Below are 12,970 nucleotides of genomic sequence, written 5' to 3'. Positions count from 1 at the left end.
GATCAGGCCGCGGCGAGCGACTTTTTCGGGTCGTAGAAGGGCACTTCGACGATGGTTGCCCGCGCCGGACCGGAGCCGGTGACGACCTCGATTTCGGTGCCCAGTTCGGAACATTCGACGGCGACCATGGCCAGCGCGATGTTCTTTTCCAGACGCGGCGAATAGACGGCCGATGTGACCTTGCCGACGGTTTCGCCGTTCTGATTGATCGGCCAGAAGCGGGTGTTGGGGCCTTTCAGCGGATCGCAGTCGATGACCAGACCGACCTGCTTGCGGGCGACGCCCTCTTCCTTGATGCGGCGCAGCGCGGCCTTGCCGATGAATTCGGCCTCCATGTCGAGGTTCACAAGACGGTCAAAGCCCAGTTCGAAGGGGTTGGTCTTGATGTCGGCATCGGCGTGGTAGGACAGCATCCCACCTTCAATCCGCCGGATCGAGGAGGTGTGGCCGGGCTTCAGGCCGAATTCGAGACCGGTTGCCATGATCTTTTCCCACAGCTCGTCGCCGCGCGACCCGTCCTGAAGGTACAGTTCATAGCCCAGTTCGCTGGACCAGCCGGTGCGGGACACGATCAGCGGAATCCCGTCCAGTTCGACCGCGCGCAGCCAGTAGTATTTCAGGTCCATGATCTCGTCGCCGAACAGGGCGCGCATGATTTCGCCCGACTTCGGGCCCTGAAGCTGCAGCGGCGATACGTCGGGTTCGCCAATGGTGACGTCGAGGCCCGAGTTGATGGCCACGCCCTGTGCCCAGAGCAGGATGTCGCTATCGGCCAGCGAGATCCAGAAGTGGTTCTCAGCCAGACGCAGCAGGATGGGGTCGTTCAGGATGCCGCCGTCGGCGTTGGTGATCAGGATGTATTTGCACTGGCCCACGGCCATCTTGGACAGGTCGCGCGGGGTCAGCATCTGCACGAATTTGGCGGCGTCCGGCCCGGTGATCTCGACCTGACGCTCCACGGCCACGTCACACAGGATCGCGTCGTTCACAAGGTTCCAGAAGTTCTGTTCCGGGTTCCCGAAGTCGCGCGGGATATACATGTGGTTGTAGACGGAAAAGCCGGTCGCGCCCCAGCGGACGGTCGCGTCGAAATAGGGGGATTTGCGGATCTGGGTGCCGAAGCCGAAATCGTCTGCGTTGGTCATGTCTGTCGCCTTCTTTTCGCGGGACCGGTCTGGTCGTCAGCGGTGAAAATCTGGCGAGGTTCTATTCCGGGAAAATGCCTGTGTGCGGTCTGGAAATATCGGCTTGGACAGCCCAAACGGACCGATTTTTCTGGCCTTCAAAGTCTGTTCAGACGCAGGTGGTCAGTTCGCGCCACGTGCGATCAGTTTTCCGACATTGGGCTGAATCGATTTGATTCTGCGGGTCGCGATATAGGTCATGTAGCGATCCACCTCGACATCGGCCGCCAGCAGCCTGTCCATCAGCTCTTGGAATGCCGCCAGGCTGGGCGTGTAGACATGCAGGACATAGTCCATCCCGCCGCCGGTCGCGATGCACAGGGTGATCTCATCCATAGTCTGGATCAGGGCCTCGAACCTTTCAAAGTCGGATTTCCGATGCCTCAGAAGCGAAACCGTAACGATTACCTGGGTGAAGTCGGCGATACGCTCTAGCGCCAGATCGGCGTGAAACCCACGGATATACCCGGCTGCCCGCAACCGATCCAGACGCGCCCAGCAGGGGGTGGGTGACAGGTTGACCAGCTCTGCCAGTCGTGACTTGCTCAGCTGACCATGAAGTTGCAGCGCCGTAAGAATGCGAATGTCGGCCGCATCCAGTCCCGTGGATTTCATTCTTTCCTGCCTTCAAACCGTTTCAGGGCGCACCGCGATGGGGTGTCATGCCTGATCCCACCAAGCTGCGATATTCCGGGGACGCGGTAAAGTAGGTGTTGCTGGCCCGGATCGACCAGACGCCATCTGGTGGCCCTGGATTGCATCGTTCCGGAACACCGGTCCATGTGACCATGTTTTGGCGGGTTTGGGCGGCTCGGGTGCTGCGCCAAAGTATCTGATTGATGCCCCCAACCAACATGGATAAACGGACCTTGATGCTATCCATGATAGCTTTCAGGCCGCAAAGGCTGAACGACTGGGCGGTTTTGCCGTGGAGAAATCGAGAGCCGATGTGACCGCAGGTCTCTCAAGGATATGCCCGGGCAGCCCGGATGGATTGACATGATGCAAGCCGGCATTGGCCTTGAACCGGACCCGACAAGCGCAGATCTTCTTCTGCACGATGGGCTTATGTCGGTCAGACTTGCGGAACGGTTTGGGGTGATGGTCTCTCGGCCGTCGGAACAGTTCGACGAAGGCGACTGGATTATTCGCCGGTCCAGCCTCCACCAGCGGGCAACCGGCGCCAAGATCCTTGATGCCAATCTCCGCATTTCGAAGAAGGGCCTTCCTGACGCACTCCTCACCGCATTGTTCGATTCCCAGTCGCTTCTGGGTGACTTGCTGGGTCGGTTTGGCATCTCGGTCGAGCTGACAGATCGGATAATCTATTGGGTAGAGGATCCCGGCGGTCAGCTTCGCTGGGGACGGCGGCACAAGATGCGATCGACCCTTAGCAACGAGGTCATTTGCGAGGTTGACGAGCTGCTGAATGCCGCCGCTCAGTTGGAAGACCTGTTGCTGGAGAAACGCCGGAAACCGTAGGTCCCGATCGCCCAACCCTCTCCCGGCCCTCGTGACCGCTATTCCGCGACGATGATCCGGGTCTTCCACGCCTCGCAGGATGCCGCCAGATCGTCACGTAGGGGCTGGTCGGTGATGAAGGTATCGATATCCGCAAGCGATGCGATACGGGCCGGCGCGCTGCGGCTGAACTTTGAATGATCCGCCACCAGAAAGGTCTTGCGGGATTGGCGCAGGATCGACTGGCTGACGCTGACCTCCTGAATATCAAAATCCAGAAGGTCGCCATCTCGATCAAGCGCGGAACAGCCGATAACCGCCATGTCGAACTTGAACTGCCGTATAGTGTCAGTAGCGAGGTTGCCGACCAACCCGCCATCGGCGCGGCGCAATTGGCCACCGGTTACAATAATCTCGCAGCTGCTGTTTCCGGCCAGAATATTGGCCACGTTCATATTGTTGGTGACGACCATCAGGTTCTCGTGGTGCAGAAGCTCCCGGGCGACGGCCTCGGTCGATGTCCCGATGTTCAGGAACAGGGAAATGCCGTTAGGGATGTGCCTTGCGCAGGCGCGGGCCATGGCGCGTTTCGCCTCGGATCGCAACGAACGGCGTTCCTCGTATCCGATATTCGTCACGCCAGAGGGCAGCACCGCACCGCCGTGCACCCGCTCAAGACGCCCCGCTTCTGCAAGGTCCGTCAGGTCGCGCCGAATAGTCTGAAGTGTCACGTCAAAATGCCGGGCAAGCCCTTCGACCGTCACCTTTCCTTCGCGGCGCGCGATTTCAAGGATCTCGGGATGACGGAATGTTTGTGACATGATCGACGTTTCTCCGGGGTTCCCTCGCGGTCAAAGCTGCGCCGCATTGGGACAGGAGAGTCATGAAAGCCGAACAAAAAGGCAATCAAAAACCGCCAGTAGTCAGTCAAACGAGCGATAACGCGTGAAAAGGGGCGACCGTCGGGCGGCATGCCCCGGAGAAATATCGAAAACGAACACATACGAACATATATGTGTTGCGAAATACCCGATTTCGCGCCAAAACACCGTCGCAACCGCACCCGAAGGAGAATCGCGTGGGGCACTCGGTAAACAAGGACATCACGGACCTTTTCATCATCGGCGGCGGCATCAATGGCTGCGGCATTGCCCGGGATGCGGCTGGCCGTGGGCTGTCGGTGGCGCTTGCGGAAATGAACGACCTTGCATCGGCGACATCCTCGGCCTCCACCAAGCTGTTTCATGGCGGTCTGCGCTATCTTGAATATTTCGAATTTCGGTTGGTACGCGAGGCGCTGATCGAACGCGAAACCCTGCTAAAGGCGATGCCTCATATCAGCTGGCCGATGCGCTTTGTTCTTCCGTATCATAAAGATATGCGGTTCGAGTCCGATACTCCGACCTCAAAACTTCTCGGGCTGTTCATGCCCTGGATGAAAGGGCGCAGGCCCGCGTGGCTGATCCGGCTGGGGCTGTTCCTGTATGACAATCTGGGCGGACGAAAGATTCTGCCCGGCACATCGACCGTGGACCTGAGCGCGTCGAAGGAAGGCGCCCCGCTACAAGAACGCTTTGTCCGGGCCTATGAATATTCCGATTGCTGGGTCGAAGATTCGCGGCTTGTGGTGCTGAATGCCCGCGATGCCGAGGCGCGCGGTGCGCGTATCATGACCCGCACGCAGGTTGTCAGCGCACATGCCGAAAACGGAACCTGGCGCATTGAAACGCGCAATACCGAAACCGGCCAGACACAGACCTTCTACGCGCGGATGCTGGTCAACGCCGGCGGCCCGTGGGTCGGGGACATCATCCAAGCCAAGGTGCGGTTGAATTCGCGCGAAGGCGTCCGGCTGGTTCGGGGCAGTCACATCGTGACCCGCAGGCTCTACGATCACGACAAATGCTACTTCTTTCAGGGAACGGATGGCCGCATCATCTTTGCCATTCCCTACGAGACGGATTTTACCCTGATCGGCACGACCGATGCGGAACACGACGATCCGTCGGTCAAACCCGTATGCACGCCCGAGGAGCAGGACTACCTGCTGGGCTTTGCCAACCAGTATTTCAAACGGCAGCTGACCCGTGACGATGTGGTCTGGACCTACTCCGGCGTGCGTCCGCTTTATGATGATGGGGCAAGCAGCGCTACGGCGGCGACCCGCGACTATACGCTGAAAGTGGATACCAGCGCGGGTGCGCCGGTGCTCAATATCTTCGGCGGCAAGATCACCACCTATCGCCGCCTTGCCGAAAGCGCGATGGAGAAGATCAGCAACCATCTGCCTTTGGCCAAGGGCAAATGGACCGCAGGCGTGCCCTTGCCCGGCGGCAATTTTCCGGTGGACGGTGTGGGCCAACTGGTTGCCGATCTGCAATCCCGGTTTCCGTTCTTGGGCGATTTCTGGGCCCGGCGACTGATCCGCGCCTATGGCACGCAAGCAACCGACATTCTGGGAAATGCGACGCAACCGACTGACCTTGGGCAGGATTTCGGCGCCACGCTGACCGAGGCCGAGATTAACTGGCTGATGTCACATGAATATGCCCGTACAGCAGAGGACGTGGTCTGGCGGCGCAACAAACTGGGGCTGCGGCTGACGGCCGAACAAATCAAGACACTTGACGACTGGATGGCGCAACATCACCACAGCGCATAACCGGGTCCAAAGGATCAACGCGGAAAAGGCGGCGCAACCCGCACCTTACCTTGGACTGTCTCGATATCTGGTAATGGCTGGCTGGGGTGGTAGGATTCGAACCTACGGTACGCGGTACCAAAAACCGTTGCCTTACCACTTGGCTACACCCCAGCAGCGAGGGGCTAGATACTCGGCCTTGTGGGACTGTTCAACCCCTTTCAATCCGAAAAATTCGGCTATTCTTTCGTGGCGTCCTCGGTCAGCAGGTCCTCGGTCTCGTCCTGTTCCCGCTCTGCGTCGATCATCTTGTCCAGCGCGGTTTCATTGGTGGTTTCAACTGTCGCAACCTCGGCCGATTCCGTGGGTTCGGGCGCGGCTGCGGCGGCCTGTTGTGCAGCGGTCTCGGGCCCCGGCGCTCCTTCAAGAAGCACCCGCTGGACCGCGTTCACCAGGTCGATTCCCGCCTCTTCAAAGCCGCGCTTCACAAGGCGCAGGGCCTCGCCTCGCGCCAGCAGGATCGAGGTTTCATGCTGGTCGATCCAGCCCGTGACCTTGATCTGCGCACCGCCCGGGTCGATCCCTTCGATCCAGGCCTGTGCCGCCGGTTCGGCAAGGACGAAAGGCAGCGCCTGCACGGTCTCGGCCGCGATGGTCCGCGCCTGCGACAGGTCCGCGCCCGGATCGACCAGCAGGTCGAACATGAACCGCCGGTCGGATTGCTGGGTGAAATTGATGATGCGGCTTTTGAACACGGTCGAATTCGGGATGCGGATGTGGTTGCCGTCAAAGCTCAGCAGGATCGTCGCCCGGCTGGTCAGGCGGATCACCTTGCCCTGATCGCCGTTGATCTCCACCGTGTCATTGGGCCGGAACGGCTGCCGGATCGAAAGCAGGACCGACGCGATATAGTTTTCCACCGTGTCGCGAACCGCGAAGCCGATGGCAAGGCCGACGATCCCCGCCGCGCCAAGGATGGTGGACAAAAGCGCGGTGGCGTTCAGGATGTCCAGCGCAATCACCAGCCCGGCGACCACGAAGACGATCAGCACGATCTGGCGGTAAAGCTCCGCGATGAACGCATTGGGGGCGAGCCTGTCCCAAGGCTGTTTCATCCGCGCCAGTATCCGCCCAAGGAAGGCCACGAACAGGAACGCCGCCAGCGCGATCAGGATCAGGGGGAGGAGGGTGATCAGCTGTTCGACCCGGGCCAGAAACCGGTCCATCGCCGGGTCCAGACGCCGGGCCAGATCGCCGGTCTCGGTCACCTCGTTCTTGACGGCGACAACGCCCTGCACACGGGTCGCCAGCCCGGTCAGGCTGTCGATCTCTGCGGCGGATGTGGCCGTGCCGCGCAGGGTCACGATCCCGTCGCTGACCTGCACCGTCACATCCTCATATCCGCCCAATTCGCCAATGATGTCGCGAATACGCGTGGCGATAGCCGCATCGTCGGTTGCAGAGCTTTCGGTGGTGATCGGGCCGCTCGGCGCTTCGGCGGTTTGGGCCGGGGCAAGGGTGGGGGACAGGAAAAGCGACAGGCAGATCAGAAGGATATGGAAAAGACGCATGAGAAACCGCTGGGTTGAACTGTTGTCCAAACCCTAGGCCGGAAACGCCGGGGGTGAAAGTCAGACGTGCAGCGGGTCCGCCTTGGCCAGCCGGTCAAACCCCATGAGGCTGTTCACAAGCGCGGGCATCCGCGACAGCGGGATCATGTTCGGCCCGTCTGACGGCGCATTGTCCGGGTCTTCGTGGGTTTCGATGAACACCGCCCCGATCCCAAGGCTGACCGCGGCACGGGCCATGACCGGGGCGAATTCGCGTTGGCCCCCGGACGATCCGCCCTGCCCGCCGGGCTGTTGCACCGAATGGGTTGCATCCATGACTACCGGATACCCGGTGCGGGCCATGATCGGCAGGGACCGCATATCGGCCACAAGGGTGTTATAGCCGAAAGAGGCCCCCCGCTCGGTCAGCAGGATACGGGTGTTGCCGGTGCTTTCGATCTTGGACACCACATTTGGCATGTCCCAGGGGGCCAGAAACTGCCCCTTCTTGACGTTGATCACCGCGCCGGTTTCCCCCGCGGCGAGCAGCAGGTCTGTCTGGCGGCACAGGAAGGCGGGGATTTGCAGGATATCGGCGACCTCTGCCACCGGGGCGCATTGGGCCTCGGAATGGATGTCGGTCAGAACCGGGCAGCCGATCTCATCCTTCACGGCCTGAAGGACGGCCAGCCCTTCGTCGATCCCCAGCCCGCGCTTGCCCGAAAGGGAGGTGCGGTTCGCCTTGTCGAAACTGCCCTTGAACACATATTGCGCCCCCGCCGCAGCGCAGGCCTCGGCCATGGTGCGGGCGATCATCAGGGCGTGGTCCCGGCTTTCAAGCTGGCAGGGGCCTGCAATGACGCAAAGGGGAAGGTCGTTGGCGACCGTCAGGCCGCCGATCTGGACGTGTTTCATCAGGAAGAAACCTGTTCGCGAAGGATGGAAGCGGTCAGCGAAAGCATCAGGTAGATGCCCGCAAGGATCAGAAAGGTGACGAGCGTGTTTTCCAGCGCCCGCGGATAGGTCGGGTCGTCCGGTGCGATGGGGCGCACTGACAATGACAGATAACGCACCTGCCGCTCTGCCTCGATCCGGGCGGTTTCGCGCAATCCCAGTGCCTGCTGCACCATGATCGTCTGAAACTGGTAATTCTCTTCGGCCAGCCGCAGCTCTGTCGTCTTGGAGGCCAGCGTGGACCCGCCACCACTCTGCTGGGTCATCTGGTTACGAAGTGTAACGATCAGGTCGTCGAGATTTGCAATTTCCTGCGTCAGGGCGTTGACCCGCGCCTCGTTCGGGCGGCGGACACTGCTCAACTGCGCCAGTTCGAGCTGCTTTTGCTGCTTCTGGGTTTCCAATGTGCTGATCTGAGACAAGATCGCGGAAACCTCGCCCTCGGGGCTAAGAACAGAAACTTCGTTCTGAATTCTCAGCAGCTCTTGCAGGGCCTGTTCCCGGCGGGCTTCCGCATCGCGATAGCTTTGCTCGGCCCCGGCCATCTGATCAGCGCGCAGGCGCTGGGTCATCTGGTCGACCTGTTCCTCGGCATAGCCGATCAGCGCTTCTGAAAACCGCTGGCTTGCCTCCGGGTTGGTCGCAATGACCTCAAGGTTGATGACCCCCTCGCTCGGGTCATACGCGATGCGGATGTGGTCCTGATAGGTGGCGAAGGCTTCTTCGTTCGACGCGTCGGGTGCAAGCCTTTGGATCGCGTCAATTTCGGGGTCCGAGAAATGCGCCTTGAACCCGTGTTCGGAATCGAGCCTTTGCATCGCATCCCGACTGCTCAGGTAGGACTTCACCGCGGTGCTGTCCTGCTGGGTTGCCATGCTGGTGCCCTGGAACATCCCAGCCAAACCGCCCGCCCCGGCAGCGGCGGCTTCTGCCTGCTGGATCACGAAGGCGGATTTCGTGGCATACATCGGGGTCGCGATAGCGAAGAAATAGTAACCCGCGATCAGGGTCGGCAGAAGAACGAACATCGACAGCCGCGACGCAAGCAGCATCAGCCGGCGACGGCGGCGTTTTGCGATGTCGCGCTGGATCTTCAGGATTTCTCGCGCCCGCTGGTCCGCCGGGTTCGGCTGAACCGGATGTCCAACCTCGCGGCTTTGTTGCGGGATGGTCTGGGGCAACTGGATTCGCCCAATTGGTTGTTGGTCGCCCCCCGGAGTGGCTGCGTCTGCCGGGCCGGATGTGGCTGCGGGCGGCTGCCCCCCACCCCCTGCCGCCGCAGTGGGCTTGACCAGTTCAAGGATCGAGGATTTCTCGAACGGGTCGATCCCGCGCGCGCGCAGCTGGCGCACCGCATCGAAATCGGATGTGGCGGCGATGCCATGCTTTTGGGCCACACGCCGGGCCATCCGCAATTGCCGCCCGGTCAGCCCTTCGGCCCGGATCGTGTCCAGATCCGTCTCGGCCTGAACCTGCGCGGGTGTGTCAACCTGCCCGCCCATCGGAAGCGCGGTAGGCGCCGACGGCGGGGCAGAGGGGGCCGTGCCAATCGCACCAAGCGGCGCACGTGTATCGGGCCGGGCGCTGCCCGGGCCGGTGCCACTGCGCCGGATGCGGAATTTTCTAGCCTTGGGTTTCGTAGTCATACAACTGCTTCGCTTCTTCCAAGGTGTCAAACATGTGGAACCTGCCGTTGGCAAGCACGGCGGCCGATCTGGCGAATTTCTCCAGCGTCTGGGGCTGGTGGGACACGATGATCACGGTTGTGGTTTCCAGCCGTTCGCGCATGATTTCGCCCGCCTTGCGGTTGAACGCGGCGTCGGTCGTCTGCGGCATCCCTTCGTCGATCAGATAGATATCGAAATCCAGCGCCAGCATCAGGGCAAACGACAGGCGCGACCGCATCCCCTGGCTATAGGTGCCGACCGGCATGTCGAAATATTCCTTGATGTCGCACAGCCAGCGGCAGAACGCCTCGACATAATCGGGATCAAGCCCATACAGACGCGCGATGTAGCGGGTGTTCTCGCGTGCGGTATGCTTGTGGACCAGCCCGCCCATGAACCCCAGCGGAAAGGAAATGCGGCTGGTCCGCAAGATCTGCCCTTCGTCTGGTTTTTCCAGCCCCGCCATCATGTTGATCAGGGTCGTCTTGCCGGTGCCATTGGGGGCAAGGATGCCCAGCGAATTGCCAAGCTCCACCCGGAACGACGCCCGGTCAAGGATGACCTTGCGCTGTTTGCCGGTCCAGAAGGACTTGCTGACATCAATGAATTCCAGCATCGCGATCCGCTTTTGCCTGCCTGCGAATGGCCCGCAGTAGGTCTGCAAGGTCACCGATCATGGTTAACGCCCGGTGTTCGGGCGCTGTTTTTCTTTGCATTATGTCGGATCGGGGCGGAAAAATACAATGCTTATTGCAAAATGGAAAAGGGCGACCCGGATGGGCCGCCCCGTGTCGGTCTTCCCTTGGGTCAGCTGTCCTGCTTCTGCACCCGGGTCAGTTTCCCGGCCACGATCGAGATGACGGCAGCGCCAAAACTGAACAGCGCCCCCATCTTGGCCGCGTCCTGAACCGGACCCGGATCAAAGGCAACAGAGGCCACGAAAAGCGCCACGGTAAAGCCGATCGCCGCGACACAGCCGATCACGAACAGGTCGATCGTTCGCATCCCTTTTGGCAGGCCCAGCCCCATTGGCCCCGCCGCAAGCCAGCCGAACAGCAAAACGCCCACCGGCTTCCCGATCAGGAGCCCCGCCAGAACCAGCCAGGTGGGCGACGAAATGGCCGAGAACTCGACCCCTGCATTCAGCAGGCCGAAGAAGAACAGGATGATCTCTACCGGGTGCTTCAGGATGTGTTCGATGTGGTTCAGAAGATCGGTCAGATACTGTTCCGCCTCCGAGAAGATACCAAAGGCCCGGTCGGCATGGGGGATGGTCGGCACGATGGGCAACAGGCCAAGCGCCGGGTGAATCCCGCTTTCCTGAAAACCGTACCAGCTGATGCAGCCCGCGATCAGGTAGGGCCAGAACGACAGGGTGTTGCGCGCCCATGTCGACCAGGGCCGCGCGTCATTGCCACGGTCCAGCCGCCGGGGCAGCCAGTTGGCCAAGACGAAGACGGCGACAGCGGCAGCCAGAGATAGAAGGAGCCATTCCGGCGCCAGCTCGCCCGAGGGATAAAAGATCGCCAGAATGATCAGCCCGCCGGCATCGTCCGCGATGGCCAGAAGCAGCAGGAACCGCACCGCCGGGTGGCCCGCGCCAAACACCATGCGGCCGACGAGGTAGGAAAACGCGATGTCGGTTGCCGTGGGGATCGCCCAGCCGTTGGCGACAGCGCTGTAGGTTTCGGACCCCAGAAGCGCGGCCAGACCAAGGTAGACGGTGATCGGCCCGATCATCCCGCCCGCGGTCGCGACCAGCGGGGTTGCGGCCTTCTTGCCGCGCAGCGACCCGTTCTTGAGGATGATCGCCTCCCAGACTTCCTTGGCCGCGATGGCAAAGAACAGCGCCATGAGCACATCGTTCACAAGGTAGTGCAGCGTCAGCGTCCGGTATTCGACCTGACCGGCCGCGTCATAGTGGGCATGGCCGATGAAGAAATGGTCGACCAGCGGATATTCGACGAAATGGTGATAGCTGTCGGGGTTCACGTTTGCCCAGATCAGGGCGATGATTGCCCCAGCGATCAAAAGCAGGGAATAATTGGTGACGAAATTCCAGACGCGATACATCGACTTCCCCCGTTGGATATTGTTCCTTCGCGCTTACCCCAATCGAACCAAAGGCACAACGGCGGCGGGCGGGAAATGGCCGTGCTGACCGAACGGATCGCGGATTGCAGGCTGTGCGCCGACAGGTTTCGGGCCACGGCGACCGCCCATGCGCCGCGTCCCGTGGTCTGGTTCCGGCCCTCGGCGCGGGTGCTGGTGGTGGGGCAAGCCCCGGGCGCGCGGGTCCATGAAAGTGGCCAACCCTTCACCGATCCCTCCGGCGACCGGCTGCGCGATTGGATGGGGGTGGACGGCGAAACCTTCTATGACCGTGACAGGATCGCGATCGTGCCGATGGCCTTCTGTTTCCCCGGCTATGATGCCAAAGGCGCCGACCTGCCCCCGCCACCCCTCTGCGCCCGGACATGGCGGGCCGAGGTGATGGACAACCTGCCGAACCTGCGCCTGATCCTTCTGGTGGGCGGCGCGGCGCAGCGTTGGCACCTTGGCACCCGCGCGGGTGTCACCGAAACCGTTGCCGGCTGGCGCGACCATTGGCCCCGCGTGCTGCCCTTGCCTCATCCGTCGTGGCGCAATACGGCGTGGATCAGACGGAACCCATGGTTCGAAACCGAACTTCTGCCCGCCCTGCGGGTCCGCGTCGCCGAGGTGCTGGATGATGACCGAACTTGATACCGCCCATGCCGCGATGGAGGCCGCGCCGGAGGACGATCTGGCCCGGCTGCGATTCTACGAACGGTTGGCCGACACCGAACTGTTCCTGCTGCTGGAAGGCGAACCCGAAGGCGACGACGTGACCCCCCAAACATTCGAGGTCGAGGGTCAGACCTTTGTCCTTGTCTTCGACCGGATCGAACGGCTGACCGGGTTTACCGGCAGCGAAAGCCCCTACGCCGGGTTGTCGGGCCGAATGCTGGTGCGGATGCTGGCCGGGCAGGTGATTGGAATGGGGTTGAACCTTGAAACCGGGCCGTCGGCCATGCTGATCCCGTCGGACGCCGTCGATTGGCTGGCCGAAACGCTGGCCCACGGCCCCGAGGTCGCCGAGGCCCGACCGGTCGAGTTCACCCCGCCGCAGGGGTTGCCCGACGCCGTGGTCGCCGGGATCGACCGCAAACTTGCCACCGCCGTCGGGCTGGCCCGCTGTGCCTATCTGGCCGGGGTCACCTATGATAGCGGCGCGCGGGGCCACATGCTGGCCTTCGTCGATGCGGTCGAAGGGGCCGAGGCCGCACTGGCCTCTGCCGCGGGCGAGGCGCTGACCTTTTCCGGGATCGATGCCGGGGCCATCGACGTGGCGTTCCTGCGGGCGCAGGACCCGGCGGCGGCCAGCCTTTCGCGGGTGGGGCTACGGTTCGACCTGCCCGAACACGAAGTTGCGCCAGCCCCTATCGCCCCCGGCAGCGACCCGGACAAGCCGCCGCGGTTGCGCTAGCGCAA

The 12,970-nt window shown here is 61.9% G+C and carries 12 protein-coding genes and 1 tRNA gene; 4 read left to right on the top strand and 9 right to left on the bottom strand.

The features are described 5' to 3' along the window. Positions 1-2: 2 nt before the first annotated feature. Both U3648_RS13175 and U3648_RS13170 read right to left on the bottom strand, forming a co-directional pair. The gene (locus U3648_RS13175; RefSeq protein WP_420859695.1) at positions 3-1,145 is read right to left on the bottom strand and encodes a glycine cleavage T C-terminal barrel domain-containing protein; all 1,143 of its coding nucleotides are present in this window, start codon (positions 1,143-1,145) and stop codon (positions 3-5) included. A 162-nt stretch (positions 1,146-1,307) separates the two neighbouring features. Beyond that, entirely contained in the window at positions 1,308-1,799 is a 492-nt protein-coding gene (locus tag U3648_RS13170; RefSeq protein ID WP_420859694.1) for an Lrp/AsnC family transcriptional regulator, read from the bottom strand. 387 nt (positions 1,800-2,186) lie between these two features. Here U3648_RS13170 and U3648_RS13165 point away from each other — a divergent pair, with 387 nt between their 5' ends. Further along, on the top strand, positions 2,187-2,666 hold the full coding sequence (locus U3648_RS13165) for a hypothetical protein (protein ID WP_420859693.1): 480 nt from the start codon (positions 2,187-2,189) through the stop codon (positions 2,664-2,666). Positions 2,667-2,704: 38 nt separating this feature from the next. Here U3648_RS13165 and U3648_RS13160 read toward each other — a convergent pair whose 3' ends face one another. Next, complete coding sequence (locus U3648_RS13160; protein ID WP_420859692.1) at positions 2,705-3,466, bottom strand: DeoR/GlpR family DNA-binding transcription regulator; 762 nt, start codon at positions 3,464-3,466, stop codon at positions 2,705-2,707. A 257-nt stretch (positions 3,467-3,723) separates the two neighbouring features. Here U3648_RS13160 and glpD point away from each other — a divergent pair, with 257 nt between their 5' ends. Further along, positions 3,724-5,307 carry a glycerol-3-phosphate dehydrogenase gene (glpD, locus tag U3648_RS13155; protein WP_420859691.1) on the top strand — a complete coding sequence of 528 codons (1,584 nt, stop codon included), beginning with the start codon at positions 3,724-3,726 and terminating at the stop codon, positions 5,305-5,307. A gap of 78 nt (positions 5,308-5,385) precedes the next feature. On the opposite strand, the gene U3648_RS13150 is transcribed toward glpD, so the two are convergent. The 6 genes from U3648_RS13150 to U3648_RS13125 form a co-directional block, all read right to left on the bottom strand. After that, positions 5,386-5,460: transfer RNA gene (locus tag U3648_RS13150), tRNA-Gln, on the bottom strand. Between the two features lie 65 nt (positions 5,461-5,525). After that, a complete protein-coding gene (locus U3648_RS13145) occupies positions 5,526-6,857 on the bottom strand; it encodes a mechanosensitive ion channel domain-containing protein (RefSeq protein ID WP_420859690.1) in 1,332 nt (443 codons plus the stop codon). A gap of 60 nt (positions 6,858-6,917) precedes the next feature. Next, the gene (gene kdsA, locus U3648_RS13140; protein ID WP_420859689.1) at positions 6,918-7,751 is read right to left on the bottom strand and encodes a 3-deoxy-8-phosphooctulonate synthase; all 834 of its coding nucleotides are present in this window, start codon (positions 7,749-7,751) and stop codon (positions 6,918-6,920) included. Continuing rightward, entirely contained in the window at positions 7,751-9,436 is a 1,686-nt protein-coding gene (locus tag U3648_RS13135; protein ID WP_420859688.1) for a KpsE/RkpR family capsule polysaccharide export protein, read from the bottom strand. The genes kdsA and U3648_RS13135 overlap by 1 nt, the downstream gene beginning before the upstream one ends. After that, positions 9,414-10,073 carry an ABC transporter ATP-binding protein gene (locus tag U3648_RS13130; RefSeq protein WP_420859687.1) on the bottom strand — a complete coding sequence of 220 codons (660 nt, stop codon included), beginning with the start codon at positions 10,071-10,073 and terminating at the stop codon, positions 9,414-9,416. Before U3648_RS13130 ends, U3648_RS13135 begins: the two co-directional genes overlap by 23 nt. Before the next feature lie 191 nt (positions 10,074-10,264). Continuing rightward, on the bottom strand, positions 10,265-11,530 hold the full coding sequence (locus tag U3648_RS13125) for a Na+/H+ antiporter NhaA (protein ID WP_420859686.1): 1,266 nt from the start codon (positions 11,528-11,530) through the stop codon (positions 10,265-10,267). A gap of 75 nt (positions 11,531-11,605) precedes the next feature. Between U3648_RS13125 and U3648_RS13120 the strand changes: the two genes are divergently transcribed. Then, complete coding sequence (locus U3648_RS13120) at positions 11,606-12,202, top strand: uracil-DNA glycosylase family protein (protein WP_420859685.1); 597 nt, start codon at positions 11,606-11,608, stop codon at positions 12,200-12,202. After that, entirely contained in the window at positions 12,189-12,965 is a 777-nt protein-coding gene (locus U3648_RS13115) for an SseB family protein (protein WP_420859684.1), read from the top strand. The genes U3648_RS13120 and U3648_RS13115 overlap by 14 nt, the downstream gene beginning before the upstream one ends. The last annotated feature ends 5 nt before the right edge of the window (positions 12,966-12,970 follow it).

Origin of the sequence: Marivivens marinus (assembly GCF_035969385.1) — a bacterium.
GTDB lineage: Bacteria > Pseudomonadota > Alphaproteobacteria > Rhodobacterales > Rhodobacteraceae > SELP01.
Note: the sequence above shows the minus strand (reverse complement) of the source record. Positions and strands in the feature narration are given on the sequence as shown.

What these genes read in the sequence shown, in the direction of transcription:
- U3648_RS13160 (WP_420859692.1), bottom strand. Translation starts at nt 3,466, where the DNA reads ATGTCACAAACATTCCGTCATCCCGAGATCCTTGAAATCGCGCGCCGC.
- U3648_RS13145 (WP_420859690.1), bottom strand. Translation starts at nt 6,857, where the DNA reads ATGCGTCTTTTCCATATCCTTCTGATCTGCCTGTCGCTTTTCCTGTCC.
- U3648_RS13165 (WP_420859693.1), top strand. Translation starts at nt 2,187, where the DNA reads ATGCAAGCCGGCATTGGCCTTGAACCGGACCCGACAAGCGCAGATCTT.
- U3648_RS13170 (WP_420859694.1), bottom strand. Translation starts at nt 1,799, where the DNA reads ATGAAATCCACGGGACTGGATGCGGCCGACATTCGCATTCTTACGGCG.
- U3648_RS13120 (WP_420859685.1), top strand. Translation starts at nt 11,606, where the DNA reads ATGGCCGTGCTGACCGAACGGATCGCGGATTGCAGGCTGTGCGCCGAC.
- U3648_RS13135 (WP_420859688.1), bottom strand. Translation starts at nt 9,436, where the DNA reads ATGACTACGAAACCCAAGGCTAGAAAATTCCGCATCCGGCGCAGTGGC.
- U3648_RS13115 (WP_420859684.1), top strand. Translation starts at nt 12,189, where the DNA reads ATGACCGAACTTGATACCGCCCATGCCGCGATGGAGGCCGCGCCGGAG.
- U3648_RS13130 (WP_420859687.1), bottom strand. Translation starts at nt 10,073, where the DNA reads ATGCTGGAATTCATTGATGTCAGCAAGTCCTTCTGGACCGGCAAACAG.
- U3648_RS13125 (WP_420859686.1), bottom strand. Translation starts at nt 11,530, where the DNA reads ATGTATCGCGTCTGGAATTTCGTCACCAATTATTCCCTGCTTTTGATC.
- U3648_RS13175 (WP_420859695.1), bottom strand. Translation starts at nt 1,145, where the DNA reads ATGACCAACGCAGACGATTTCGGCTTCGGCACCCAGATCCGCAAATCC.
- kdsA (WP_420859689.1), bottom strand. Translation starts at nt 7,751, where the DNA reads ATGAAACACGTCCAGATCGGCGGCCTGACGGTCGCCAACGACCTTCCC.